Origin of the sequence: Terrabacter sp. Soil811 (genome assembly GCF_001429655.1) — a bacterium.
Classification (GTDB): domain Bacteria; phylum Actinomycetota; class Actinomycetes; order Actinomycetales; family Dermatophilaceae; genus Terrabacter.
The window spans coordinates 264,498-289,940 of record NZ_LMSX01000010.1 but is presented as its reverse complement, the minus strand read 5'-3'; the positions used below and the strand labels follow the sequence as shown (position 1 = coordinate 289,940).

Below are 25,443 nucleotides of genomic sequence, written 5' to 3'. Positions count from 1 at the left end.
CGGACGTCAGCCCAGGTGCTCGGCGAGGAAGGCCTCGGTGCGGCGGATCGAGGTGTCCCACTGCGGGGACGTCAGCGTGTGCCGCCCGCCGGGATAGATGCGCAGCTCGACGTCCTTGCCCTCGGCCTTCAGCGCCGCGACGGACTCGCGCGACCACGACAGCGGGCAGTCCTCGTCGGCGGTGCCGTGGTGGATGAGGAGCGGCTCGGCGATGCGGCCGAAATAGGTGCGCGGGCTGGTCGCCGCCCAGGCCGCCGGCTGTGCCTCGGGCGTGCCCAGGCGGCCGATCACGGCGCGGGCCGCGCCCGAGCGGGAGGCGTCGCGCCGCACCCACTTGTCGAAGTTGTCGACGGTGTCGGAGCTGACCGGCGCGTAGGCCACGGCAGCGCGGAAGAGCCCCGGGCGTACGACCAGGGCGGTGTAGACGACCCCGCCGCCCATGGACCGGCCGATGAGCGCGATGCGGTCGGGGTCGACGACCTGCGCCTTCTTGAGCGCCAGCCCGGCGTTGATGGCATCGACCGCGTAGCCCGCCCGGAGGTTGGCGTCGTTGCGCGGGTCCTTGTCGGACTGCGCGTGGTTGCGGTAGTCGATGTGCAGCGTGACGTAGCCCTGCCGCGCGAGGTGGTCGCGCTCGCGGAGCATGGTCTCGCCGTTCGTGTAGACCGCGGGGTCGACGTAGCCGTGCGCGAGGACGACAGCCGGGAACGGGCCCATGCCGCGCGGGATGTTGATGCGCCCCGAGATCGTCAGCCCGTTGCTCTCGTAGGTCGCGAAGTACTGCCGGTACGCGTCGGTGCTGCCGCGCTCGCGCCCGAGCCTGAGGTTGCCGCCGTCGTACTGCATCGCGAAGAGCGCCGCGATCGACGCCGGATCGGGCGCGGGCTTCGGCGTGCTGGTCGGACCGGGTGTGGGGGTCTGCTCCGGTGCCGTCGTGGAGGGCGCCGGGGACGGAGCGCTCGACGCGCTGGCGTATGCCGTCGGGCCGGCTCCCGTCGTGCCGCCTCCTCGGTCATCGGTGGGCCCCATGGTCGAGCAGGCGCCGAGCAGCACCGCGGCGGTGAGGCCGGCGGCGAGGGCTCGTGGGGTGCGCACGTCTCGAGTCTCACCCGTGGGAGGCAGGATTCCCAGCCCGCTCCCAGCCTTCGTGCCCGATCCGAGACCTTCCCGACGGGGTCAGCGGAGCGCGGCGGCGGCCTCGAGGACGGTCCAGGCCTGAAGCTGCGGCGACAGCTCGAACGGTGGCACCGGTGCGGGCCCGCCCGGCTCGACGGCGAAGACCGACGGGTCACGCCGACCCGCGACCCGGAGGCTGCCGCGACCCGTCCAGAGCGCGTCGGCCGTGCCCGTGACGAGCCGCCGTGCGGCCTCCCGCGCCTCCGGGTCGAGGGCCGGGACGTTCGCGGCGAGCGCGAGGTAGCGCACGAGGATCCCGGTGAAGAGGCCGCCGTCGCCGCCGCCGTGCGTCCGTAGCACCCGGGCGCCACCGACCTCGGTCGTCAGCCGCGCGTCCACCGCGGCGACGAGCGCGGCCGCCCGCGCGAGGCTCTGGTCGTCCCCGAGCGTCACGAGCGCGCCGAGCACCGTGCCCTGGTTGTACGACCACACGTCGGGGACGAGCACCTCCTCACCACCCAGGAGCCGGATGCCGTCGAGCACGAGCCCGCTCTCCACCGACCACAGGCGCGCGTAGAGCCAGTCGACGAGCCGGCGGGCCTCGTCCGTGTCGCCGAGACGGGCGAGGTGCAGCGCGGCCGGGCCCGTCGCGGGACTGTTCTTGAAGTCGCGGTCCCGGCTCCAGAAGAGGCCGCCCCCGAGGTCGTCCGTGTGCGCCGACCGCAGCTGCGCCGTGAGGTGGCTGCCGGCCGCGCGGAGGCGTCGGCCACGCGCGGTGCGCCCGATCTCGTCGTGCAGGTCCTGCAGCCGACCGGAGGCCAGCGCGAGCCAGGCCATGTCGTCGTAGAAGTCGTTGACCCAGCGCACCCGGTTGCGCAGCCGGATCGTCGAGAGCAGCCGGTCACCCTGCCGGGCACGGGCCTCCGCGCCTGCCGGGTCACCGGTGCGCAGGGACCGGAGGCCGGCGTCGACGACCGCGTCGAGGTAGTGCGCCTGCCACCAGTAGTGCCACGCCCCGCGGAGGCCGCCGAACGTCCGTGACCCGGGCGGCGCGGGGTGCACGATGCGCGCGAGGTGCGTCAACGGCATACGCCCGAGCCGCCCGGCGAAGAGCGCCGTGACGGACCGCTCGGCCTCGGCGGCGCGCTCGTCGAGGGGCGTCGGGGGAGCGGTCGAGGGGGCGGCGGCGGACACGCTGCGACGCTACCGCGACCCCCGGCGCACCGGTCTGTGGAAGGGTCGGTGGCGGTGTCGAGATCGCGGCCACGGCTCCGACGTCCCTGACGAGACGTGAACCGGCCGCCACGACGGCGCCAGGACGAAGGAGTCGACGTGAAGTACCTGCTCATGATCTGGAGCAACCCGCAGACGTGGGGGCACCCGATCTTCCTGCGCACGCCCGAGGCCGCGGCCATGACCGACGACGAGCGCGCCGGGATGCTGCGCGACTTCGAGGAGCTCATGGGCGAGATCAGCGAGTCGGGTGAGCTCGTGACCGCGCAGGCGCTCGCGGACCCGCTGACGGCTCGGAGCGTGCGGGTGCGCGACGGCGAGAGCCTCGTCACCGACGGTCCCTTCGTAGAGTCGAAGGAGCAGATGGCCGGCTACTTCGTCGTCGACTGTGCGACTCCCGAGCGGGCCGAGGAGATCGCGGGACGCTTCCCCGACGCCCGGTTCGCTGTCGTCGAGGTGCGCCCGCTCATGGGTGGGTCGGCCGAGGACCTCTGAGAAGGCTTGTGACGTGGGCGGATCCGTGGTGACCGACGACCTGTGGCGCAGCGTGACGCCGCAGGTCATCGGGGCGCTCGTGCGTCGCTACCGGGACTTCGACCGTGCCGAGGAGGCCGCCCAGGAGGCGCTGCTCGCCGCGGCAGCGCAGTGGCCCGAGGAGGGCGTGCCGGACGACCCCAAGGCGTGGCTCATCCGGGTCGGCTCGCGTCGCCTCATCGACGGCCTGCGCAGCGACGAGGCGCGGATCCGACGCGAGCTCGCCGATGCGACCAACGTGCCGGTCGGCGACCTCGTCGTTCCGCCTGCGTATGCCGCCGGGCCGGCCGACCACGACGACACCCTGACGCTGCTCCTCCTCTGCTGCCACCCCGCGCTGGCTCCAGCGTCACGGATCGCCCTGACCCTCAGGGCGGTCGGCGGTCTGACGACGGCGCAGATCGCCCATGCGTTCCTCGTGCCCGAGGCGACGATGGCGCAGCGGATCAGCCGCGCCAAGCAGCGGATCCGCGAGTCGGGGGCCGAGTTCCGGATGCCGCCGCCCGACGACGTGCCCGAGCGGCTGCGGGAGGTGCTCCACGTCCTCTACCTCGTCTTCACCGAGGGTCACACGGCGAGCAGTGGCGACTCGCTGCACCGGGTCGACCTGACGGCAGAGGCGATCCGCCTGACGCGCCAGGCGCACGCCCTCCTGCCCGATGACGGCGAGGTCGCCGGGCTGCTCGCCCTCATGCTGCTCACCGAGGCGCGACGGCCGGCCCGGACGAGCGAGGCCGGTGAGCTCGTGCCGCTCGCCGAGCAGGACCGCTCTCGGTGGGACACGGCATACGTCCGGGAGGGCGTCGCCCTCGTGACCGACGCCCTGACGCGGACCCGGCTCGGGCCCTACCAGGTGCAGGCGGCGATCGCGGCCGTGCACGACGAGGCGCCGACGGCGGCGCAGACGGACTGGGAGCAGGTGCTGGCCCTCTACGGGCTGCTCGAGCAGCTCGCGCCCGGGCCGGTCGTGACGCTCAACCGCGCCGTCGCGCTCGCCATGGTCGAGGGACCTGTCGCCGGGCTCGCCGTGCTGGACGACCTCGAGCAGGACAAGCGGCTCGCCCGGCACCACCGGCTGCACGCGGTGCGCGCCCACCTCCTCGAGATGTCGGGAGACGCCGCCGGGGCTCGCGACAGCTACCTGCTCGCGTCCCGGCTCACGACGAGCATCCCCGAGCAGGACCACCTCCGACGAAAGGCCGAAGCCCTGTGAGCGACACCCCAGCCGCCCCGAGCGCCGTCACCGAGAGCGACGTCGACCTCGGCGACGGGCACGTGCTGCACGTCTACGACACCGGCGACCTCGGGGCCGGCGGAGCCACCGACGTCGAGCCGCTCGTCGTCGTGTGGCACCACGGGACGCCCAACATCGGCGCACCGCCACGGCCCCTCTTCGAGGCCGCGGCCCGGCTCGGCATCCGCTGGGTGTCCTACGACCGGCCCGGCTACGGCGGGTCGACGCCTCGGCCGGGTCGGGACGTCGCCTCGGCCGCCCGGGACGTGGCTGCCGTCGCCGACCACCTCGGCGTGGGGTCCTTCGCGGTCATGGGGCACTCGGGCGGCGGCACGCACGCCCTCGCGTCGGGCGCGCTGCTCGGCGACCGGGTGCGATCCGTCGTCAGCGTCTCCGCGGTCGCCCCGTTCAGCGCCTCGGGGCTGGCGTTCTTCGCCGGCATGGCGCCCGGCGGTGAGGCCTCCCTCCGCGCTGCGGCAGTTGGTCGCGAGTCCAAGGAGGCGCACGAGGCCGCCGCCGCACAGGGGCCGGAGGGTGAGATCGACTTCGGGTTCGTGCCGGCCGACGAGGCGGCGTTAGCCGGACCGTGGGGCTGGTTCGGCTCCGTCGTCGGGCCCGCCCTCGCTGCGGGACCTGCGGCGCTCATCGACGACGACCTGGCCTACGTCTCCGACTGGGGCTTCGAGCCCGGCGCCGTGTCGGCCCCCACGCTCGTCGTGCACGGCGGGGCCGACCGGATCGTCCCGGCCTCGCACGGCCAGTGGCTCGCCGGCGCCGTGCCCGACGCCGACCTCTGGCTCCAGCCCGGCGACGGCCACATCTCGGTGCTCCGCACCGCCGAGGACGCGCTCACCTGGCTGGCCCGGACCGCCCGACGATCCTGAGGGCCGGCCCCCGGCTGGTTCGAGGTGATCGCGGGGTCCACGCGGGGCGTCGGCATCACCTCGAACCGGGGTCTGGCAGCGACGGCGCGGCTTGCGTTGGAGCGCACTCGAAGTCATAGCGTCGAACGCATGACGAAAACGTGGTTCATCACCGGAACGTCCCGTGGGTTCGGTCGCGAGTGGGCGATCGCCGCACTCGAGCGAGGCGACAACGTCGCCGCGACCGCCCGCGACACCTCCACCCTCGACGACCTCGTCCAGACCTACGGCGAGCGGCTGCTGCCGATCGCCCTCGACGTCACCGACCGCGACGCGGACTTCGCCGCCGTGCAGCAGGCGCACGGTCGCTTCGGCCGGCTCGACGTCGTCATCAACAACGCCGGCTACGGCCACTTCGGCTTCGTCGAGGAGCTGAGCGAGGCCGACGTGCGCGACCAGCTCGAGACGAACTTCTTCGGTGCGCTCTGGGTGACACAGGCGGCGCTGCCGATCATGCGCGAGCAGGGATCGGGCCACATCATCCAGGTCAGCTCGATCGGCGGCATCTCCGCGTTCCCGATCGTCGGCGCCTACCACGCGTCGAAGTGGGCGCTCGAGGGTCTGAGCCAGTCGCTCGCCCAGGAGGTCGCGCCCTTCGGCATCACGGTCACGCTCATCGAGCCCGGCGGCTTCTCGACCGACTGGGCCGGCCCGTCGGCCAAGCACTCCGAGCCGTCGTCCACCTACGACGAGATCCGCGAACGCACCCACCGCGAGCGCGCAGCCCGCAACACCTCCGGCCCCGGCGACCCCAAGGCCTCCGCGGCGGCCGTGCTCGAGGTCGTCGACGCCGACGAGCCGCCGCTGCGCGTCTTCTTCGGCGCGGCCCCGCTCTCGATCGCCAAGGCGGACTACGCCTCGCGGATCGAGACCTGGGAGAAGTGGGACGACGTGTCCCAGCTCGCGCAGGGCTGACCCCCGCCACGACCCGAGGAGGTATGCCGTCACGCACGTCCGTGACGTCATACCTCCTCCGCGTGGGGTGGCGGCCATGGCGCCCGCGTGACCTCCGTCGTGTCGGTGTCGTTCTCCTCGGAGACCGACACCGGACGAAGGAGTCCCGCCGTGCCCCGTTCCGCACCCACCGGCCGCCCTGCCCGCCCCGCCGCAGCCCTCGTCGCGGCGCTCGCCACGGCCGCAGCACTCACGGCCGGCGCGGCCACCGCTCCGTCAGCCGCGGCCTCCCCGTCCGCCGTTGCTCCGTCCGCCGTTGCTCCGTCCACCACGACGACCGCGCCGCACGTCGTCCAGCTCGGCGACTCCTACTCGGCCGGCAACGGCACGGGCAGCTACGAGGAGCGCAGCTGCTACCGCTCGCCCGACAACTACGGCTCGCAGGTCGCGGCCTCGATCGGCGCGAGCTACAGCGACGTGGCGTGCAGCGGTGGGGTCGTCGCCGACATCCTCGAGCCGCGCGAGCTCGGCGACCCGTCCACGAAGAGTGCGACGTACTCGATCGACCCGGCGCGCCACCCCGACCAGAAGACCGAGTGGCTGCGCCGGGCGCAGAACGAGCGACTCTGCGGCGTCCCGACCCAGCCCGACTTCTCCTACACCTACACCTTCGTCGCCGGAGTCGGCGTTGGCGGCCTCTACACCGGCACCGTCTCGTGCCAGCTCGTCGCCCGGCCGCAGATCGACGCGGTCACGCCCGACACCGACTACGTCTTCGTCACCATCGGCGGCAACGACATCGGCTTCTCGACCATCGTCGTCAACTGCCTGACCGTCCGCGACCCGTCGAGCTGCAAGCAGGCGCTGGACGCGGCGACGGCCAAGGCGCCCGAGATGGTCGACCGCACCAAGGCGGCCCTGCGTGCCGTCGTCGCCCGGTCCGGTGGGCACGCGCAGGTCTACCTGCTCAGCTACCCGTTCCTCGTCAACACCGAGAGCTACGGCATCCCCGAGGTCGCGCCGGTCTACGACGCCGGCACGGCGCTCAATGACCTCCAGCGCCTCGGCGACGACCTCCAGGCGCGCGGCATCGCCGAGCTCGACGCGGAGGACGCCACGACGCAGTACCACTTCGTCGACACCGTCAAGGCGGCCTGGGGCGGCCGCGTCCACGGTCTCGACCCGCACGTCGTCGCCGACAACTCGAAGGCGTGGCTCGTGCCCGTCGGCACGCCGGGCCGTGACGTCGCCGAGTTCGTCCACCCGACCCAGCCCGGCTGGGACGCGACCGCCGGAGCCCTCCGGGTCGCCGTCACCGGCTGAGCTCCACGGGGTCAGAGAGCCAGGCCCCGCTGGGACGAGGTATGCCGTCGTGTCCGGTCGCGACGGCATACCTCGGTCACGTCGTGGCGGATCCGGGTGGTGTGCGGGCGGTGCTCAGTCGAGCGGCGAGACGGCGCCCATGACCTCGTCGAGCAGCGACGAGAGTCGGACCGAGGGGTCGGCGGCCCACGTCGTCTGCGCGATCTCGAGGCAGGCGAGGGCGCTGCTCGTCATCGCGGCCGCGCGCACGTCGGGACCTCGGTGGCCACGGCGGCGGGGCATGCGCCCGGCCACCAGGGGGGTCAGCGACTCGAGCCAGCGTCGGTGCAGCTCGGTGACGGTGCCACGCAGCACGGGCTCGCGATGAAGCATGAGCTGGAGCGGCCGGGAGCTGACGGCATGGGCCTCCATCACGCTGACGATGGCCTCGAAGGCGCCGCGCAGCGCCGTCCACGGCGGCTCGTCCGCCGGCCGCTCGTGCATCGCGTCGACGACGGACTCACCCGACTCGAGGAGGCGGTCGAGGACGAGGTCCTCCTTGCTCTCGAAGTAGCGGAAGAAGGTGCGGCGCGACATGCCTGCCGCGGCGGCGATCTGGTCGACGGTGGTCAGCTCGAAGCCCTGGGCCGCGAAGAGGCGCCACGCCTGCTTGGACACCTCGTCACGCACGGCCCCGCGCGCCCGGTCGCGGAGGGTGGTCGGCGTCGGCGGCATGTCCCGATCCTAGCATCGGATGGCATCTCATGCCGCGTTTGACACTCGGTGTCACAACGGGCGTACAGTGTCACCACACCCAGATCCTCCGGAGGAGTCCGCATGTCCGTCAGCACCGAGCCGCCCGAGACGGCCGTCGCCACCGCACCGAGCACGACGTCGAGGGCACAGTCGAGCCGGGCCACCGTCCAGCTCGTCTTCGTCGGCCTCGGTGCGCTCGTCGTCGCGCTCTCGCAGTCGCTGCTCGTCCCCGTCCTCTCGTCACTGCCGGCCGACCTGAACACGTCGGCCAGCAACGTCTCGTGGCTGCTCACCTCGACGCTGCTCGTCGCCGCCATCTCCGTGCCGATCCTGGGCCGCCTCGGTGACATGTTCGGCAAGCGCCGGATGCTCCTCGTGGCCCTCGCCGCCCTCACCCTCGGCTCGCTCCTCACGGCCCTCACCGACAACATCGGCCTGCTCATCCTCGGGCGCTCGATCCAGGGCATGGCGGCTGCGGCGATCCCGCTCGGCATCAGCCTGCTCATGACGACGATGCCCAAGGAACGCGTCGCGTCGTCGGTCGCCCTCGTCAGCGCCATGCTCGGCGTCGGCGGTGCGCTGGGCCTGCCTCTCGCCGGCTTCGTCGCCGAGCACTTCTCCTTCCACGCGCTCTTCTGGATCACCTCCGTCGCCGGGCTCATCGCCTTCGCCGGCATCCGGATCATGGTCCCCGAGGCTCCGGGCCGCAGCGGCGGCCGCGTCGACCTCGTCGGTGCGACCCTCATGGGTGCCGCCCTGCTGACGCTCCTGCTCCCGCTCACCCAGAGCGCCGCCTGGGGCTGGTCCGACCCCCGCGTGTGGTGGCTGCTCGCCGCGTCCGCCGTGCTCTTCGCCGTCTTCGGCTGGAGCCAGACCCGCATCCAGGACCCCCTCGTCGACCTCCGGGCGCTGCGCCGCCGTCCCATCGTGCTGACCAACGTCGCCTCGGTCCTCTTCGGCTTCGCCCTCTTCGCGTCGTTCCTCGGCACGGCGGCCTTCGTCGAGGCCCCCGAGGCGAGCGGCTACGGCTTCGGCGCGAGCCTCATGACCGGCGGTCTCGCCCTGCTCCCGAGCGGCATCGCGATGATCATCTTCTCGCCGATCGCCGCGCGCCTCATCGGATCGTGGGGCGCCCCGAAGACCCTCGCCCTCGGCGCGGTCGTCGTCGCCGCCGGGTGGTTCATGCGCATCGTCTGGACCTCGAGCCTGACCGAGGTCATCATCGGCACGACCATCGTCGGGATCGGCACGGGCATCGGCTACGCCGCCATCCCCTCGCTCATCAACGAGCACACGCCGCGCACCGAGATCGCCGCCGCCAACGGGCTCAACGCGCTCTTCCGCAGCCTCGGCAGCTCCCTCGCCTCGGCCCTCGGCGGCAGCATCCTCGCCGCCAACACCGTGATCCTCGGCAGCTTCGCGGTGCCGTCGCTCACGGCGTACCGCCAGCTCTTCGCGCTCTGCGCCGGCGCGGCTCTCCTCGCCGCGGTCGTCGTCCTCTTCATCCGTCGGGCTCCGCAGGTGGCACCTGCCGCCTGAGCCCCGGCCCACCACCGGACGAGGTATGCCGTCGCGCCCGGTCGTGACGGCATACCTCGGTCGCATCGTGGTGCCGTGTGCACCGGGCGGGGCACTGACGCCGCCCCGTGCACACGGAGCCGGCGTCGGACCGGCGACTCAGAGCTCGAGGGTCATGAAGGTGCTGTGCGGGTCGAGGCGGTAGCGGCCGAAGGGCCCGCACTCGGCGAAGCCGTGGGCGGCGTACAGAGCCCGGGCGGGCGCGAAGAAGTCGGCCGAACCGTGCGAGCTCTCGGGCGGCGAGATGGAGCGCAGCTGCGCGACGTGCCCGTCGAGCAGGGCGATGACGGCCGGGTCGGTGAGGTCGTCGAGCGTGATCTGCATGCGCCCATCGTCGGACACGACTGCGCGCGTGCGTCGCTCAGGCCCAGATGGCGGCCGGGATGCCGTCGGAGAAGACCTCCGGCGGGTCGGGCAGGGACCGGGCCAGGCCTGCCGCGTGGCGCGCGGCCGACCACGCGACCGCGCAGGCGTCGAGGACGTCGTCGGCGGCATACCCCTGGCCCTGGAGCACGGACGGGCGCGCGATGCCCGCGGCCGCGAGCGCTGCGAGCCGCTGGTCGCGTCCGTCGTCGGTCTTCTTGCTCGCGAGGATCGGTGCGCCGGTCATCGTCGCGAACGACACCTCCGGATGGACCTCGAGCACCGTCACGGTGGGGCGCGTGCGCAGCCAGGAGTCGACCTCGACGATCTTGTCGCGCAGGGCGAACACCTGGGCACCCACGCCCTGGCCGACGAGGCCACGGTTGACGGCGTCGGCGTCGAGGCGCGTGGCCGCGGCGTAGGCGGCTCGGGTCAGTGTCGAGAAGATCGACGACGCCTTGCCGGGCAGTGCCTTGCGTGCGAGGACGTCGGCCTGGCGGATCGTGCTGTCCGGCAGGCCGATCGGGATGTCGATGCCGACGACTCGGATGCCGGTCGACTCGCGCACCATGGCGACGAGCTCGGCGATCGTCGGGGCGACGAGGATGCGCGGACGTGGGGCGCCCGGCTCGAGCAGCGCGCCCACCCAGCCGGCGGTGCACCCGTCGACACCGAGCACGGGCGCGACGACCTCGACCGGAGCGGGGCGCCCGGAGGCCGCGGCGGCATCGGAGTGCCGTTCGACGACGTCGGCGAGCCGGCGCAGCGCGGCGACGCTCTCCGCGAGGGCGCCGGCGATCTCGTCACTGGCGCCGACCGGCCGGGCCAGCGCTGTCGTCAACCCCTCGGCGAGCTCGCGGATCCGCTGCGCGTCCGTTCCCATGGCACCACTCAACCCCATCGGAGGCTGTGCGGTCCGGCCCGGTGGGTGGACACCGCGGAATGGACCGGTCGCCGGGGAGGTTGCCGCCCACATGGACACACGCGCAACGATCGGCGTCACCGGCCTCGCGACCATGGGTCGCAACCTCGCTCGCAACATCGCCCGCCACGGCCACACGGTGGCGGTCCACAACCGCACGACCTCGCGGATGACGAGCCTCGTCGAGCAGTTCGGCGACGAGGGCGACTTCGTCCCCGCCGAGACGGTCGAGGACTTCGTGGCCGCGATCCAGAAGCCACGAGCCATCATCGTCATGGTCAAGGCGGGTGGCCCGACCGACGCCGTCATCGACGAGCTCGTGCCGCTGCTCGACGAGGGCGACATCGTCGTCGACGCCGGCAACGCGCACTTCGCCGACACGCTCCGACGGGAGAAGGCTCTCTCCGACCAGGGGATCCACTTCGTCGGCATGGGCGTCTCGGGCGGCGAGGAGGGCGCGCTCAACGGCCCCTCGATCATGGTCGGCGGGTCCGACCACGCCTACGAGCGCCTGGCTCCGGTCGTCGAGTCGATCGCCGCGCAGGTCGACGGGACGCCGTGCGCCGCGCACCTCGGCCCCGACGCCGCCGGTCACTTCGTCAAGATGGTCCACAACGGCATCGAGTACGCCGACATGCAGCTCATCGCCGAGTCCTTCGACCTGCTCCGCAGCGTCCTCGGGCTCGAGCCCGCCGAGATCGCCGACGTCTTCCGAGAGTGGAACGAGGGCGACCTCGAGTCCTTCCTCATCGAGATGACCGCCGACGTGCTCGCCCACACCGACGCCTCGACGGGCAAGCCGTTCGTCGACGTCGTCGGTGACGCGGCCGAGCAGAAGGGCACCGGCCGCTGGACCGTGCAGAGCGCCCTCGACCTCGGCGTCCCCGTCACGGGCATCGCGGAGGCGACCTTCGCGCGCAGCCTGTCGGGCCACACGAGCCAGCGCGCCGCGGTGCGCGAGACCTTCTCGGACCTCGCCGACCTCGACCCCGCCACGCAGCGCGACGTCGAGCGCGACGCCTTCGTCGACGACGTCCGGGCCGCCCTCTACGCCTCGAAGATCGTCGCCTACGCCCAGGGCTTCGACCAGCTCGCCGCCGGCTCGGAAGAGCACGGTTGGGACCTCGACCTCGGTGAGGTCGCGACGATCTGGCGCGGTGGCTGCATCATCCGCGCCCGCTTCCTCGACCGCATCAAGGAGGCGTATGCCGCCGAGCCCGACCTCGAGACGCTGCTGACCGCGCCGTGGTTCGCCGACGCCATCGGCGACGGGGTGCAGGCCTGGCGCCGCGTCGTCGCCGTGTCGGCCGAGCGCGGCGTCCCGGCGCCGGCCTTCGCGTCGTCGCTCGCCTACTTCGACGGCCTGCGCCGCGACCGTCTGCCGGCCGCGCTCATCCAGGCGCTGCGCGACAACTTCGGTGCGCACACCTACACGCGCGTCGACCGCGGGGGCACCTTCCACACCGACTGGGCCGGAGGCCGCGCCGAGTCCTCCACCGACTGAACGGAGGACCGCCCAGGCGCGCACGACGACACCTCGCGCACGTCACGCGTCCCGGCGGATCCGGGCACACGGCATACGGAAGCAGGGCAGCGCCGGACACCACGCGTTCAACGAGGGGCGCGAGCCGGCGTCACGGGCCTTGGCGGTGGCTCGTGCGGGGCGATGCCGGACCAGCCCTCGACGCACCCTTCGACAGGGTCGGGAGTCGGACGTAGCGTGAAGCAATGACCCACCCCGACACCGGTCGTGCCACCACCCTCGGCGAGCTGCGCGACAGCGGCCACGTCCACCGCAGCGTCAAGAGCGAGATCCGCGAGAACCTCCTGGCCCGGTTGCGCGCGGGCGACGACGCCTTCCCCGGGATGGTGGGCTTCGAGGAGACCGTCCTGCCCGAGCTCGAGACGGCGCTGCTCGCGGGCCACGACCTCGTCCTGCTCGGCGAGCGCGGCCAGGGCAAGACCCGCCTCATGCGCACGCTCTCGGGCCTGCTCGACGAGTGGAGCCCCGTCGTCGAGGGCTGCGAGATCGGTGACGACCCGCACGCGCCGTCGTGCACCCGCTGCCGCCGGCTCGCTGCCGAGCTCGGCGACGACCTGCCCGTCGTGTGGCGCCACCGGAGCGAGCGCTACACCGAGAAGCTCGCGACGCCCGACACGAGCGTCGGTGACCTCGTCGGTGACGTCGACCCCGTCAAGGTCGCGCAGGGCCGCACGCTCGGCGACCCCGAGACGGTGCACTACGGCCTCGTGCCGCGCAGCAACCGTGGCATCTTCGGCCTCAACGAGCTGCCCGACCTCGCCGAGCGCATCCAGGTCGCCCTCTTCAACGTGCTCGAGGAGCGCGACATCCAGATCCGCGGCTACTCGCTGCGGCTGCCCCTCGACATCCTCCTCGTCGCGACGGCCAACCCCGAGGACTACACGAATCGCGGCCGCATCATCACGCCGCTCAAGGACCGCTTCGGCGCCGAGATCCGCACCCACTACCCGACCGAGGTCAGCGACGAGGTCGCCCTCATCGCGCAGGAGTCAGCGCTCGTCGCCGACGTGCCCGAGCACCTCCTCGAGGTCGTCGCCCGCTTCACCCGCGGGCTGCGCGAGTCGTCGGCCGTCGACCAGCGCTCCGGTGTCTCCGCGCGGTTCGCCATCGCGGGGGCCGAGGGCGTGGCCGGCTCCGCGCTGCGCCGCGCCGCCCGCTCCGGGGAGACGTATGCCGTCGCGCGCGTCTGCGACGTCCCCACCGTCGTGCCGACCCTGCTCGGCAAGGTCGAGTTCGAGATGGGGGAGGAGGGCCGGGAGCGCGACGTGCTGACGCACCTGCTGCGCCTCGCCGTCGCAGAGACCTACCGCTCGCGCCTCGCGGGCCTCGACCTCACCGGCTTCACGAACCTCTTCGCCGAGGGCGCCGTCGTCGAGACCGGCGAGCTCGTGCCGGGCGCCGACCTGCTTGCGCAGGTGGGCCCGGTGCCGGGCCTGTCCAAGGTACTCGACCGCCTCGGGCACGGCGACGACGCGACCCCCGGGCAGGTCGCTGCCGCAGTCGAGTTCGTGCTCGAGGGACTGCACCTGACGCGACGCATCGACAAGGACTCCGTCGCCGGCCGTACCGTCTACGGGGCGTAGGTCGTGCCGATGACGCCGCGCGACGGGGACGAGGTGCACGGGCGGTTCCGCTATGCGCCGTGGTCCGGTGGGCCCGACCCACTCGCGCCGCCCTTCGACGTCCGCTCGGCCCTCGACGACGTCGGGCACGACGTCCTCGCCGGTGGCTCCCTGCGGGAGGCGCTGCGCGAGCTCATGCGACGGGGCATGGACGGACGTCGTGGCCTCGACGACCTCGCTGACCGCGTACGCCGTCTGCGGGAGGCTGCGCGTCGGCGCGGCGACCTCGGCGGCACCCTCGACCAGGTGCGCGCCATGCTCGACCAGGCGCTCGCCGAGGAGCGCGACACCCTCGCCGGTGAGGACGGTGACGACGCCCGGCTGGCCGAGATGGACCTCGCGACGATCCCCGACGACGTGGCCGGCGCGGTCCGCGCGCTCGGGGACTACGCGTGGCACTCGCCCGAGGCGCAGCAGACGTACGAGCAGATCCAGCAGATGCTCCAGCGTGAGGTCGTCGGGGCGCAGTTCGAGGGGCTCAAGCAGGCGTTGTCGGGCAACGACCCCCAGGCCATGCAGGCGGTAAAGGACATGCTCGCCGACCTCAACCAGCTCCTCGCCGCCCACGCCCGTGACGAGGACACCGAGGACCAGTTCCGCGACTTCATGGACAAGCACGGCGACCTCTTCCCGGAGCACCCCGAGAACGTCGACGAGCTCATCGACGCCCTGGCCCGGCGACAGGCCGCGGCAGACCGGCTCATGGCCTCGTTGACCCCCGAGCAGCGCGAGCAGCTCGGCCAGCTCATGTCCGACGCCCTCGGCGACCCCGACCTCGCGTCGCAGATGGCGCAGCTCTCCGACAACCTGCGCGCCCTGCGGCCCGGTCTCGACCGGCGCAGCCCCGTGCAGCCGGGTCAGGGCGGCGAGCCGATGGGCTACGGGGAGGCCGTCGGGGCGGTCGCCGAGCTCGCCGATCTCGAGCAGCTCGGCGAGCAGCTCGGTCAGGGCTACTTCGGCGCGACCCTCGACGACGTCGACGTCGAGCGGCTCGAGCAGTACCTCGGCGCGGACGCCGCCCGTGACATGGAGGCCCTCCGCCAGCTCGAGCGCGAGCTCGAACGCCAGGGCTACGTCTCCCGCGGGGACGACGGCCTGCGACTCACGCCGCGTGCCGTGCGACGCCTCGGCGAGACCGCGCTCAAGCGGGTCTTCGACCGCGTCGAGGCGGCCGGCCGCGGCGACCACGACGACCGCGCGGCGGGTCAGGCCGACGAGCCGACCGGGCTCACCCGTCAGTGGGAGTTCGGCGACGAGCTGCCCATCGACACGGTGCGCACCGTGTCGAACGCCTTGCAGCGCAACGCGGCCCGACGGAGCACGGCCTCGGGCGGTGGGGTTGAGCTGCTCGTCGAGGACTTCGAGGTGGCAGAGACGGAGCGGCGCTCGGTGGCGGCGGTCGCGCTGTGCGTCGACATGTCGTTCTCGATGATGCAGGAGGGCCGGTGGGGGCCGATGAAGCAGACGGCGCTCGCGCTCTCGCACCTCGTGCAGACCCGCTTCCGGCACGACGCGCTGCAGATCATCGGCTTCAACCTCGCGGCCCGCACGCTCACGCCGACGGAGCTCACTGAGGCCGAGCCGGAGTGGGTGCAGGGCACCAACCTCCAGCACGCGCTCATGCTCGCCTCGCGGCACCTGCGGCGGCACCCGGACGCGGAGCCGGTCGTCCTCGTCGTCACCGACGGTGAGCCGACGGCGCACATCGAGGTGGACGGGCGCCCGACCTTCCACTGGCCGGCGACGCAGGAGACCGTGCGCGCGACGGTGGCGCAGGTCGACGAGCTGCGGCGCTCGGGGGCCCAGCTCAACATCTTCATGCTCGGGGACGACCCGGGGCTGGCGCGCTTCGTCGACGCCGTGGCCCGGCGGGCGGGTGGGCGCGTCTTCACGCCCGACATCTCGCGGCTCGGGGAGTACGTCGTCGCCGACTACCTTCGCACCCGCCGGGGCCGCCGCTGAGCGCTGGGGCCGCACTGGTGGACGAGCACCTCGCAGACAGGAGAGCACCATGGGCAAGGTCGTGTCATCGGCATCGATGTCGCTGGACGGGTTCGTCGCCGGTCCGAACGACGAGGTCGGTCCGCTCTTCGACTGGTACGAGGCCGGCGATGTGCCGTGGGAGTCGGCCGGCGGTGACATGACCTTCCACCTGACCCGGACCGACGCGGACTACTGGCGGTCGTGGGCCGGCAGCCTCGGCGCGCTCGTCGTCGGCCGGCACCTCTTCGACATCACCGACGGGTGGAAGGGCACGCATCCGCTCGGGGTCCCGGTCGTCGTGCTCACCCACGAGCCGCCCGAAGGCTGGGGCTATCCCGGCGGGACCGTCGAGTTCGTGACGGGCGGCGTCCACGAGGCGGTGGCCCGGGCGCGCGAGGTCGCGGGTGACTCCGCCGTGGGTGTCGCGGCCGGTGAGATCGCGAGCCAGTGCCTCGCCGAGGGGCTGCTCGACGAGGTGGCGATCGACCTCGTGCCGTGCTTCCTGGGCGTCGGGCGTCCGTACTTCACCGAAGCCGCCGGCCAGGTCGTGCTCGGCGACCCGACCACGGTCGTCGAGGGTGAGCGGGTCACGCACCTCGTCTACCCGGTCCAGCGCTGACGCCGTAATCCGGTCGCTCGCTCGTGCCGCCGACTGTCATGGTGGCGCCATGGGGCGAGCTCACGAGCCGCGGCTGGACCGCATCGAGGCGTACTACGACTGCGTCCCGCGGGCCGTCGCCCGCGCCATGGAGGTCGGGCCCTTCACCCTCTTCGTCGCCGAGGAGGGCACCGGGTGGCAGTTCTACGCGCGCCCCCGGCTGGGTGGCCGGGGCGCCTTCAGCGCCGATGACGTATGCCGTGTGCTCGAGACCCAGCGCGAGCTCGAGGTGCCGCGGGCCGTCGAGTGGGTCGACGAGGTCACGCCGTCGTTGCTGCCTGCGGTGCGTGCGGCCGGCCACGAGCCGCACCGCTACCCGCTGCTCGTCATGCCGTCGGACGTCCCGGTGGCGGCGGACCCACGGGCCCTGGCGCTGAACCCGGCCGAGCCGCACCTGTCGCTGGCCATGGGCGCGGTGTCTGCGGGCTTCGCCGGGCGCGACGAGGTGGAGCCGAAGGACCCGGGCAAACGGCCCGAGCTCATGGAGCGCGGAGACCTCCTCGTCGTCGCCTCGTTCGAGGGCAACCGCCTCTGCGGCGCCGGGTCGGCGGCTCCGCGTGGTGACGTCGCCGAGCTCATGGGCATCGCCGTGCCCCCGGGTCACCGAGGCCGCGGTCACGGCACGGCGATCACGAGCACCCTCGTCGCCGCCTGCCGCGAGCAGGGCGTCGAGATCGTCTTCCTGTCGGCCGGATCGGATGCGGCTGCCGACATCTACCGCCGGGTCGGCTTCGTCGACGTCGGGACCGCCTGCATCCTCGAGCTCGACGACTGAGGCACCGGGTGCATCATCACGCGCGCCCTGCGTCACTGCTCCCGCTGGTGGAGCTCCGGCGTGGGGCGCGGGACCGGGTGACCGCGGCGTCCTCCCGACAACGGGTCGACGCACGGTCAGACCTTGGCGGGGCGGAAGCCGGCCGCCTCGGCGTCGGCCATCGTCGCGAAGCACTGCTCGGGCTTCGTCACGGTGTAGTACCGGTCGCCGGGCTCGTGGGCGATCATCGAGTTCTCGTTGCCCTTGACCGGACGCGACTGCGGGCAGGGGTACGTGTCGCCGGCCAGCGGCCAGGACCCGGTGAACCCGCTGCCGGCCGTGCTGCCGCTGGACGTGCCGGCACCGGGGTCGGCGCAGGCGGCCTTGGGGCTTGCCGCGTCGGCGCGGACGTAGGCCGCCTCCCGGGTGTGCGAGCCGTAGCCGTCGCGCGAGTCGTAGCGGGCGACGGCATACCCCTGCTTGACGAGGCGCAGGCCCGCGTCGACGCCGTTCACGTCGACGTAGCGCAGCAGTCGGCCGTAGCGGTCGACGTCGTCCCGGGCACCCGCGGTGAGGGTGACGCGCTGGCCCCCGATGATGCCGCGCAGCGCGTTGCGGGCCTCGGTGAAGCCGCACTGGCCGGTCTCGGGGGTGTCGATGCCGATGAAGCGGATCTTGCGGGATATCCCCGAGCGCGAGACCCAGATCGTGTCCCCGTCGACGACCTTCTTGACGGTCCACGTGGCGGCAGACGCCGTGGCCTTCGCCGCCGCAGCGGCCCGAGCCTGGTCGGCCGCGACCGTGGCCGCGGCGGCGCGAGCGGCGGCAGCCTTGGCATCCGCCGCCTTCTTCGCCGCAGCAGCCTGGTCAGCAGCAGCCTGGTCAGCAGCAGCCTGGTCGGCGGTGGCCTCGGCGGCGCGTCGTGCTGCGTCCCCGTCGGTCGTCACGCTCGGCGCCGGCGTGCTCGTCTCGGTCACGACGGGCGACGCACCCGCGCCCGTGGGCGCGATCTCGTCCGAGCCTCGTGCGGCGTTGCCGCCGATCGCCGCGAGCGCGACGAGAGCCGCGACCGTGACGAGTCCCTTGGTCCTGCGACTGCGCATCGTGCTCCCTGATCCCCTGGTGATCGGCTCACCGTAGGTGATCGGCACCGCCCTGTCCGGCGAATGGACCATGGTCGCCGGGCCGGGAGTGGGTCACACTGGCGAGGGACGACGCAGCAGCCATGAAGGGCACGAGGGGGACCGATGAGCGAGCCGGAGACCACGCCCGACACCACGCCCGACACCACGACAGACACCACGCCCGACGCGGAGGCCCCGGGCGCACCGACGACCGTCGACGCCTACGTCCACGGGTTTCCTGACGGGCCCCGGCAGGTGCTCGAGCAGGTGCATGCCGCGCTCCGGCGGGCGGTGCCCGGCGGCGAGGAGAAGATCCGCTACGGCATGCCGGCCATCATGTTCGCCGACCGCTACGGCATCCACTTCGCGGGGTGGAAGAAGCACGTCGGGCTCTACCCGGTGGGCGAGCTCGACCCCGATCTCGAGGCCGAGATCGCGCCGCACCGGGCGGCCAAGGACACGGTGCAGTTCTTCTACAAGGACCCGGTGCCCTACGACCTCATCGAGCGGGTCGCCCGGGCGCTCGCGGCGCGCCACCGGGCGTGAGTGTCGTGGCGGCGCTCAGTCGGTGACGGTGACGCCGCGCCAGAAGGCGACGCGGTCCTTGATCTCGGCTGCGGCGCTCTTGGGCGTCGGGTAGTACCAGGCGGCGTCGCGGTTGGTGTCTCCGTCGACGGCGACCGAGAAGTACGACGCCTCCCCCTTCCACGGGCACCTCGTCTGTGTGCTGCTGTCGATGAGCGCGCTGTCGTCGACGGACTCGCGGGGGAAGTAGTGGTTGCCCTCGACGACGACGGTGTCGTCGCTCTCGGCGATGACCTTGCCGTTCCAGATCGCACGCACGCTGAGCTCCTCATCGGTCGGGCCCCGGTTGGGCCGTCCTCAGCGACAACTCCCGGTGCGGCGGATTCCTTCCGAACCTTGGACAGCCTCAGCGACGGCGAGGCTCAGCCGCGGCGGGCGAGGAGGAAGGCCTGGGGCGTCTTCTCGTAGTCCTGCGGGACCCGGTCGGTGCGAACGGTGACGCGGAAGCCGGCGTCGGCCAGCTGTGCGGCGACGCCGTCCGGGTCGTGGCGGTGGGCCTCGAAGGTGACCGCGTGGCCGTAGGCCTGCTCGTGCCGCACCGAGAAGCCGCCGGCCTGAAAGGCGAGCAGCAGCAAGCCGTTCGCCCGGATGACCCGGTGGAGCTCGGCGAAGACCTCGGGGAGCAGGTCAGGGGGCGTGTGGATGATCGAGTACCACGCGACGACGCCCGTGACCGAGGCGTCGGGGAGGCCGAGCGCGGCGAGGCTCCCGGTGCGGAAGTCGAGGTCGGGGTGCCGCCGCTGCGCTTCGGTGACCATGCCCGGCGAGAGGTCGATGCCGCTGACGTCGAGCCCGAGGCTCGCTAGGTGGCCGGTGATACGACCCGGCCCGCAGCCGACGTCGACGACCGGGCCGCCGCCTTCGAGGCCGACGAGCTCCGCGAAGTGCCCGAGCAGCGCCCGGTCGAGCGGGCTGCGCGCGAGCTCGCCCTCGAGGAGGCTCGCGTAGTCGACGGCGACCGTGTCGTAGGCGGCTCGCGTCTCGGTGACGTGGCTCGGCTCGGTGGGGTGGCTCGGCTCTTCGTGGTGGCTCGGCTCGGTCACGTGGGCTTCGGTCACGCCTCGGCCTTGATGAGCCCGAGGGTGTGGGCGACGACGGCGTTGGCGTGGCCGTGCCCGAGGCCGTGCTCGGTCTTGAGCCAGGCGACGAGCTCGCCGTGCCTGACCGTGCCGGCGGCGTGCTGCTCGCGGACGAGGCCGATCCAGTGCTCGATCGGCTGGCCGTAGGTCTTCTCGATCGACGGGAAGTAGGACGCCGGGCCCTTGGGTGCGGGGCTGGCGGGGTTGCCAGTCATGGGCTGCGTGGTCATGGCTCCTCCTGAGGTGGTCGTCATGCCACCACGTCGAACGGCGCCCTCGCATCTCGACACTCCGGCGACATCCGCCCCCGCGCGAATGGACGACCGGGTCGCGCTAGGCAGTGCGGGCGGCGGCGAGGTCGGCGACCGCGGGCTCGGCGACCGCTGGCTCGGCGACCGCGGGCCCGGCGGGTGCCGGAGCGTTGCGGCCGTGTGCGGCATGGCGGGCGAAGTCGGTCACGACCTGCGCCGCCTTGCGCCGCGACGGCATGAAGCGCAGGAAGAAGGTCAGCCGCAGCACCCACGCCACCCAGCCGGTGAAGGGGATGCCATAGAGCTCGGAGATCGAGCGGCCGACCCCGAAGGAGGCCGCTTGGCCGAGGCCGCGGTAGGCGAAGGGCCGGGTCGGGCGACCACGCAGCGTCCGCGCGAGGTTGCGGCCGACGTGCTCGCCGCCCTTGATCGCCCACAGCGCGTTGGCCGGGACGGGTTCGCCGGTCGTGGGGTGGACGACGCACGCCGCGTCGCCGGCAGCCCAGACCCCGTCGACGACGGCGAGGTCGGGGCGCGTCACGAGCCGGCCGCGCGGGTCGCGGTGGGCGTCGAGTCCCGGGACGTGGACGGGGCGCTGTCCGATGGTCGCGATGACGGTGGTCGCCGGGAGACTCGTCCCGTCGGAGAGGTATGCGTGGTCCTCCGTCACCGACGCGAGGCGCACTCCCAGCCGGACCCGGACACCGAGACGCCTCAGCTCCTGCTCGGCACGGCGGGCCAGACGGGGCTGCTCGTCACGCAGCTCGGGGAGGATCGCGTCGCCGGAGTGGACGAGCTCGACGCGAACGCGCGCCCCGCCGAAGTCGGCGACGGCCGCCGCCATCTCGACCCCGGCCATCCCGCCTCCGGCGACGACGACCGTGTGTCGGCGGAGGCCACGGTGCGCCGCCGCCTCTCGGACCCGCTCGGTGAGGACGGCGATGTCGCCGGGCGCTCGCAGGGTGAAGCCGTGCTCGGCCAGGCCGGGCACCGCGGTCGCGGGCTCGCGGCCCCCGGTGCCGACGACGAGGGCGTCGTAGTCGAGGACGCGCTCGTGGTGTGGGTCGGAGTTCGCGTCCGAGTGCGAGCCCGAGTCCGAGTCCGAGTCGTGCTGCGGGTCGACGTGCCGGCCCGCCTCGTCGTCGGCGAGCATGTAGCGCACGACCCGACGGTCGGCGTCGATCGCCGTCGCACGGCCGAGGACGACGTGCGCGTGCGGCATCGCGTCGACGAGCGGCGTGCGCGTCCGGTCGTAGGGCAGCAAGCCCGCGAGCACCTCCCCGGTGAAGCCGTGGAAGCTGTGTGCGTCGTCCGTGCTGATGACGACGACCTGGACCTCGCCGGCGCGGACGGCACGTCCGGCGTGACGCATGAGGCCGGCATACGCGTGGAGGGTGACGTAGCCGCCGCCGAGGAGGACGACCCGGTGTCGGGCGCGGTGGCCGCCGCGGACGAGCGTCGTCATGACGCCATTCCCAACGCCGGGGTGGTGGCGGAGCGGCCGACGGTCACGGAGCGGCCGAAGCTCGTCGGCTCCGCGGCCCGGAAGCCGAGGTGGGCGAGGTCGGCCGCCATGCCACGGGTCCGGTCGACGAGCTCGAGCGTCGGCACCCCGATGGAGAAGTGGCCACGGTGGCCGGTCAGGGCGAGGAGGGCGGTCTCGGCGAAGCAGGCGTAGGAGCGGCCGTCGGGCAGGCCGATGTTGCCGCCGACGAGGCGCAGGCTGGGGATGTCGACGACTCCGCCGTCGACGACGAGCACGTCGGGCCGCTCGTCGACGAGGGTCGGCGAGGTGTTGCGCGGCTGGGTCGCGTCGAGCACGACCGCGCCGGGCGCGAGGTGCCGCGCCTCGAGGAGCGCGTCGGCGGAGGCGGTGAGCAGGATGACGAGGTCAGCCGTCGCGACGGCATCCATCGTCGTGGCGGTCGTCGTCGGGACCTGACGGCCGACGTCGGCGGCGAGCGCGTCGAGCCGTCCCGTCGACCGGGCGACGAGGGTGAGCCGGGCGGCGGCGCAGTCGCGGGCGAGCAGCCGGGTCACCGCCCCGCCGACGCTGCCGGTGGCCCCGACGATGGCGACGTGCGGATCGGAGGCGTGGTCGACGGCGTCGCGCAGCAGGCGTCGGGCCTGGTCGTCGACGATCGCTGCGGTGAAGGCGTTGCCGTTCGTCACGCCGATGTCGGAGCGGCCGCGGAGCGAGACCCCGCCCGCGGTCACCGTGGCGGTCAGGGCGCCGAGCCCCACGACGTCGCAGCCGAGGGCGCGGGCCTTGTCGACCGCACGGTGAACGCGGGCCCGGCCTTCGCTGGGGGAGGTGAGCAGGTGGCGCGCCCCGAAGGGCACGAGCACGACGTGGCCGACGTGCGCGCCGCCGATGTGGATGCCGGCCATGGAGATCGGGCGCAGCGGGAGCCGGCGCAGGGCGGTGTCGTAGACGGGGTCCGGCACACGGCCGAGCGGCGACCAGACGCGGGCGAGGTCCTCGCCGAGGCGGGCCCGCGGGTGGACGGTGAAGGCGAACGTGCTGCTCACGAGGTGCTCCTGAGGGGTCTGCGTATGCCGTGTGGCGCGGGGCGCCGCCGTTGCAGGAGAGGAGGAGCGGGCGGAGGGGGTGATACCTCAAGAGCGGGCGGGACGGCATACGCCATCGGAATTGGGTACGCGTGCCTAGGCTGCGGTCATGGCGACATCGCGCACGGGGAAGTGGTCGATCGCGTCGCGGGACTCGTTCCTGTCGATCGGGTCGACGGGGTCGGTGCTCTCGATCGGGAGCGTGGGGTCGGTGCTCTCGATCGGCAGCGTCGGGTCGTTCGCGTCGTTCCTGTCGGTCGGGTCGTCGATGAGCATGGCGTCGCTGCTGTCGAACATGTCGCGCCTGTCGGTGCTCTCGCACCAGAGCGACGGGTCGATCCTCTCGGCGCGTTCGCAGCGGGCGATGCCCGGCTACCGCGTCAGCGGGACGCTGGGTCGGCGGCGCGCCTACGAGACCGGGGAGGCAGGGCGGTAGACGAGCCAGAGGGCTCCGCCGGGCGTGGGAGTCGCGCTGACGAGGGTCAGGCGCTGCAGCTCGGGCAGGCCGTCGAAGAGGCGGCGGCCCTCGGGGTCGAGGACCGGCGCGACGGCGAGATGCAGCTCGTCGACCAGACCCTCGGCCAGGAGTGACTGCGCGAGCTGAATGCTGCCGTGGACGCCGATGTCGTTGCCGGGCAGGGCTTTCAGGTCGCGGACGATGTCGGCGAGCGGTCCCTGGACGGCTTCGGCCTCGCCCCACTGTGTGGTGAGCGGGGTGGAGGAGACGACGTATTTCGTGACGCCGTTGATGAAGTCGGCGAACGGCTGCTCGTCGGAGGTCGGCCAGTAGCGCGCCCACTCGTCATACATGTGGCGGCCGAGGAGCACGGCGTCCTGCTGCCCGATGAGCGCGGTCTCACGCTCGATGAGGACGTCGTCGAAGGTCGGCGGCTGCGGCTTGTCGGGGTCGACGTCGGGTGGGAAGCAGCGGGTGGGGTCGTCGACGGAGCCGTCGAGGGAGGTGATGACGTAGGCGACGATCCTGCGCACGGTGCTCTCCTGGAGGTCAGTGTGGTGCGGGGTCTAGGGCGCGGCGGGGCCGCTGAGGGTGAGTCCGAGCCACGCCGCGAGGTCGGCGATCTCGCGGTCGACGGCGGACCGGACGGCCTTGGTGAAGCGGACGTCCTCGTGGACGGCGTTGACGACGAGGGTGCCGGCCTTGCGATCGGCCTGGGCGTCGAGCTTCCCGACGAGACGGTCGTGGTGGAGGATCGGCAGCGCGAAGTAGCCCCAGCGCCGTTGGTCCTTGGGCTTGTACATCTCGAGGATGTACTCGAACCCCCAGAGCTGCTCGGCGCGGACCCGGTCGTGGATGAGCCGGTCGAACGGGCTGAGCAGCGCGGTCCGGCCCGTGAAGGCGTCGGCGACGTCGAGGTATGCCGGGTCGACGCGCCACGTGCCCGGCACGCCGTCGACCTCGGCGGGCTCACCGGCGTCGCCGACGTAGTTGCCCTCGCCGGGCATGACGGTGCCGGTGGCGCGGGCGATCCCGAGGGAGGCGAGCCGGCGCTCGTTGCGGTGGTCGACGGCCTGCTCGAGCGTGAGCCTCGGCAGGTCGGGCGGGTAGACGCGCTCGGGGAGGTCGAAGTAGCGCTGACGGCCCTTGCGTCCGGAGATGGCGACCTCGCCGCGCAGCGCCAGGGCCTCGAGCATCTTCGTGATGTTGCGGTTGTTCGTCCAGCCGGTCGAGGGCCAGGGGACGACGCTCGTGTCGGGGATGTCGCGGGAGAGGAGCGGGCCGTCGGCCTCTAGCGTGGCGAGGATGTCGCGGCGGAAGGAGTCGTTGGCCTCGAGCCAGGTGGCCATGAAGGGGTAGGGCTCGGCCTCACGCACCTCGGCGATGACGGCGGGGATGTCCGTCGGGCTGCGCACGTAGGCGACGGTCTCGACGAGGGTGCGGTCGTGCTCGACGGTCTTCGTCAGGTCGGCGGGGTCATAGGTGCGGCCGAGCCGGCTCCACAGGACGAGGTCGGCGCTCGGCGCGATGGCCGCGGTGGGGTCGATCTGGAGGAAGGTCAGGCGCTCGACGGTCTGCACGAGATCGGTCGGGCGCGGCAGGTCGAGCAGCTGCGCGTGCACCGCGATGCGACGTGCCTGCTCGACCGTGAGCCGGTGGACCACCATGCCCGAGACGCTAGCCGAGCGCGGGGACAGGGCGACGGATCTGCGGCCGGGCATCCGCGGGACACGTGCGCGACTACTGTGGCGGCATGGCAGGTCAGGTGCAGGCGCCCTTCTGGGCCAAGGTGATCGCGACGTTCACCGGGTGCGCGTCGATCGGGGCGCTCGCCGGGCTCATGGGCGGCGCGCTGACCCAGGACGTCGGCCGCGGGCTCGTCGTCGGCATCGTCGCCGGTCTGCTCGTCGCGCTGGCCCTCGTGCTCCTCAAGCCGGACCGCATCCGCGGCGAGTGACTGC

General features: G+C 73.0%; 27 protein-coding genes. 14 read left to right on the top strand and 13 right to left on the bottom strand.

The features are described 5' to 3' along the window. Positions 1-6 precede the first annotated feature (6 nt). Both ASH01_RS18665 and ASH01_RS18660 read right to left on the bottom strand, forming a co-directional pair. Positions 7-1,095, bottom strand: coding sequence for an alpha/beta hydrolase family protein (locus ASH01_RS18665; RefSeq protein ID WP_056779495.1), 1,089 nt, complete (start codon positions 1,093-1,095; stop codon positions 7-9). An 81-nt stretch (positions 1,096-1,176) separates the two neighbouring features. Beyond that, positions 1,177-2,310 (bottom strand): glycoside hydrolase family 76 protein, encoded by a 1,134-nt coding sequence (locus ASH01_RS18660; RefSeq protein WP_056779492.1) that lies wholly within the window; start codon positions 2,308-2,310, stop codon positions 1,177-1,179. 138 nt (positions 2,311-2,448) lie between these two features. On the opposite strand from ASH01_RS18660, the gene ASH01_RS18655 reads away from it, so the two are divergent. The 5 genes from ASH01_RS18655 (at position 2,449) to ASH01_RS18635 (ending at position 7,257) form a co-directional block, all read left to right on the top strand. Then, positions 2,449-2,844, top strand: coding sequence for a YciI family protein (locus ASH01_RS18655; RefSeq protein WP_056779489.1), 396 nt, complete (start codon positions 2,449-2,451; stop codon positions 2,842-2,844). Positions 2,845-2,857: 13 nt separating this feature from the next. Further along, on the top strand, positions 2,858-4,096 hold the full coding sequence (locus tag ASH01_RS18650) for an RNA polymerase sigma factor (protein WP_056779486.1): 1,239 nt from the start codon (positions 2,858-2,860) through the stop codon (positions 4,094-4,096). Then, entirely contained in the window at positions 4,093-5,001 is a 909-nt protein-coding gene (locus tag ASH01_RS18645) for an alpha/beta fold hydrolase (protein WP_056779483.1), read from the top strand. The genes ASH01_RS18650 and ASH01_RS18645 overlap by 4 nt, the downstream gene beginning before the upstream one ends. A gap of 129 nt (positions 5,002-5,130) precedes the next feature. Next, complete coding sequence (locus ASH01_RS18640; RefSeq protein ID WP_056779480.1) at positions 5,131-5,955, top strand: SDR family oxidoreductase; 825 nt, start codon at positions 5,131-5,133, stop codon at positions 5,953-5,955. A 150-nt stretch (positions 5,956-6,105) separates the two neighbouring features. Continuing rightward, positions 6,106-7,257: an SGNH/GDSL hydrolase family protein gene (locus ASH01_RS18635; protein ID WP_056779766.1), complete on the top strand. Its 1,152-nt coding sequence runs from the start codon at positions 6,106-6,108 to the stop codon at positions 7,255-7,257. A 114-nt stretch (positions 7,258-7,371) separates the two neighbouring features. Here ASH01_RS18635 and ASH01_RS18630 read toward each other — a convergent pair whose 3' ends face one another. After that, the gene (locus ASH01_RS18630) at positions 7,372-7,971 is read right to left on the bottom strand and encodes a TetR family transcriptional regulator (RefSeq protein ID WP_056779476.1); all 600 of its coding nucleotides are present in this window, start codon (positions 7,969-7,971) and stop codon (positions 7,372-7,374) included. Positions 7,972-8,073: 102 nt separating this feature from the next. Here ASH01_RS18630 and ASH01_RS18625 point away from each other — a divergent pair, with 102 nt between their 5' ends. After that, positions 8,074-9,531, top strand: coding sequence for an MFS transporter (locus ASH01_RS18625; RefSeq protein ID WP_056779473.1), 1,458 nt, complete (start codon positions 8,074-8,076; stop codon positions 9,529-9,531). A 138-nt stretch (positions 9,532-9,669) separates the two neighbouring features. On the opposite strand, the gene ASH01_RS24080 is transcribed toward ASH01_RS18625, so the two are convergent. Both ASH01_RS24080 and ASH01_RS18615 read right to left on the bottom strand, forming a co-directional pair. Next, a complete protein-coding gene (locus ASH01_RS24080; RefSeq protein ID WP_056779470.1) occupies positions 9,670-9,894 on the bottom strand; it encodes a hypothetical protein in 225 nt (74 codons plus the stop codon). Positions 9,895-9,931: 37 nt separating this feature from the next. Continuing rightward, positions 9,932-10,816, bottom strand: coding sequence for a DUF429 domain-containing protein (locus ASH01_RS18615; protein WP_056779467.1), 885 nt, complete (start codon positions 10,814-10,816; stop codon positions 9,932-9,934). A gap of 91 nt (positions 10,817-10,907) precedes the next feature. Here ASH01_RS18615 and gndA point away from each other — a divergent pair, with 91 nt between their 5' ends. The 5 genes from gndA to ASH01_RS18590 all read left to right on the top strand — a co-directional run bounded on the left by gndA (position 10,908) and on the right by ASH01_RS18590 (position 17,436). Further along, the gene (gene gndA / locus ASH01_RS18610; protein WP_056779464.1) at positions 10,908-12,359 is read left to right on the top strand and encodes an NADP-dependent phosphogluconate dehydrogenase; all 1,452 of its coding nucleotides are present in this window, start codon (positions 10,908-10,910) and stop codon (positions 12,357-12,359) included. Between the two features lie 224 nt (positions 12,360-12,583). Next, positions 12,584-13,981 carry a sigma 54-interacting transcriptional regulator gene (locus ASH01_RS18605; protein WP_056779461.1) on the top strand — a complete coding sequence of 466 codons (1,398 nt, stop codon included), beginning with the start codon at positions 12,584-12,586 and terminating at the stop codon, positions 13,979-13,981. Positions 13,982-13,990: 9 nt separating this feature from the next. Further along, complete coding sequence (locus ASH01_RS18600) at positions 13,991-15,982, top strand: vWA domain-containing protein (protein WP_156415662.1); 1,992 nt, start codon at positions 13,991-13,993, stop codon at positions 15,980-15,982. 49 nt (positions 15,983-16,031) lie between these two features. Continuing rightward, complete coding sequence (locus ASH01_RS18595) at positions 16,032-16,622, top strand: dihydrofolate reductase family protein (protein WP_056779458.1); 591 nt, start codon at positions 16,032-16,034, stop codon at positions 16,620-16,622. A 49-nt stretch (positions 16,623-16,671) separates the two neighbouring features. Beyond that, positions 16,672-17,436 carry a GNAT family N-acetyltransferase gene (locus ASH01_RS18590; RefSeq protein WP_056779456.1) on the top strand — a complete coding sequence of 255 codons (765 nt, stop codon included), beginning with the start codon at positions 16,672-16,674 and terminating at the stop codon, positions 17,434-17,436. A gap of 116 nt (positions 17,437-17,552) precedes the next feature. Here the strand turns inward: ASH01_RS18590 and ASH01_RS18585 are convergent, their stop codons facing one another. Beyond that, entirely contained in the window at positions 17,553-18,518 is a 966-nt protein-coding gene (locus ASH01_RS18585; protein ID WP_156415661.1) for a thermonuclease family protein, read from the bottom strand. Between the two features lie 144 nt (positions 18,519-18,662). On the opposite strand from ASH01_RS18585, the gene ASH01_RS18580 reads away from it, so the two are divergent. Then, positions 18,663-19,085: an iron chaperone gene (locus tag ASH01_RS18580; RefSeq protein WP_056779451.1), complete on the top strand. Its 423-nt coding sequence runs from the start codon at positions 18,663-18,665 to the stop codon at positions 19,083-19,085. 15 nt (positions 19,086-19,100) lie between these two features. Here the strand turns inward: ASH01_RS18580 and ASH01_RS18575 are convergent, their stop codons facing one another. The 5 genes from ASH01_RS18575 to ASH01_RS18555 form a co-directional block, all read right to left on the bottom strand. Beyond that, positions 19,101-19,382: a DUF427 domain-containing protein gene (locus ASH01_RS18575; protein WP_056779449.1), complete on the bottom strand. Its 282-nt coding sequence runs from the start codon at positions 19,380-19,382 to the stop codon at positions 19,101-19,103. A 104-nt stretch (positions 19,383-19,486) separates the two neighbouring features. Further along, complete coding sequence (locus tag ASH01_RS18570) at positions 19,487-20,182, bottom strand: class I SAM-dependent DNA methyltransferase (RefSeq protein ID WP_082619983.1); 696 nt, start codon at positions 20,180-20,182, stop codon at positions 19,487-19,489. Continuing rightward, entirely contained in the window at positions 20,179-20,433 is a 255-nt protein-coding gene (locus tag ASH01_RS18565) for a DUF4287 domain-containing protein (protein ID WP_056779446.1), read from the bottom strand. The genes ASH01_RS18570 and ASH01_RS18565 overlap by 4 nt, the downstream gene beginning before the upstream one ends. Before the next feature lie 103 nt (positions 20,434-20,536). After that, positions 20,537-21,919: an NAD(P)/FAD-dependent oxidoreductase gene (locus ASH01_RS18560; RefSeq protein WP_056779442.1), complete on the bottom strand. Its 1,383-nt coding sequence runs from the start codon at positions 21,917-21,919 to the stop codon at positions 20,537-20,539. Beyond that, positions 21,916-22,986, bottom strand: coding sequence for a saccharopine dehydrogenase NADP-binding domain-containing protein (locus ASH01_RS18555; RefSeq protein WP_056779439.1), 1,071 nt, complete (start codon positions 22,984-22,986; stop codon positions 21,916-21,918). Before ASH01_RS18555 ends, ASH01_RS18560 begins: the two co-directional genes overlap by 4 nt. A 148-nt stretch (positions 22,987-23,134) precedes the next feature. Here ASH01_RS18555 and ASH01_RS22680 point away from each other — a divergent pair, with 148 nt between their 5' ends. Beyond that, positions 23,135-23,461 (top strand): hypothetical protein, encoded by a 327-nt coding sequence (locus ASH01_RS22680; RefSeq protein ID WP_082619982.1) that lies wholly within the window; start codon positions 23,135-23,137, stop codon positions 23,459-23,461. On the opposite strand, the gene ASH01_RS18545 is transcribed toward ASH01_RS22680, so the two are convergent. Together ASH01_RS18545 and ASH01_RS18540 are read right to left on the bottom strand one after the other, a co-directional pair. Further along, positions 23,434-24,015 (bottom strand): dihydrofolate reductase family protein, encoded by a 582-nt coding sequence (locus ASH01_RS18545; RefSeq protein WP_056779433.1) that lies wholly within the window; start codon positions 24,013-24,015, stop codon positions 23,434-23,436. The genes ASH01_RS22680 and ASH01_RS18545 overlap by 28 nt on opposite strands. A gap of 33 nt (positions 24,016-24,048) precedes the next feature. Beyond that, positions 24,049-25,149, bottom strand: a complete 1,101-nt coding sequence (locus tag ASH01_RS18540; protein WP_056779430.1) for a DNA glycosylase AlkZ-like family protein — start codon at positions 25,147-25,149, stop codon at positions 24,049-24,051. Between the two features lie 86 nt (positions 25,150-25,235). Between ASH01_RS18540 and ASH01_RS18535 the strand changes: the two genes are divergently transcribed. Continuing rightward, positions 25,236-25,439 carry a hypothetical protein gene (locus ASH01_RS18535; protein ID WP_056779426.1) on the top strand — a complete coding sequence of 68 codons (204 nt, stop codon included), beginning with the start codon at positions 25,236-25,238 and terminating at the stop codon, positions 25,437-25,439. Positions 25,440-25,443 lie beyond the last annotated feature (4 nt).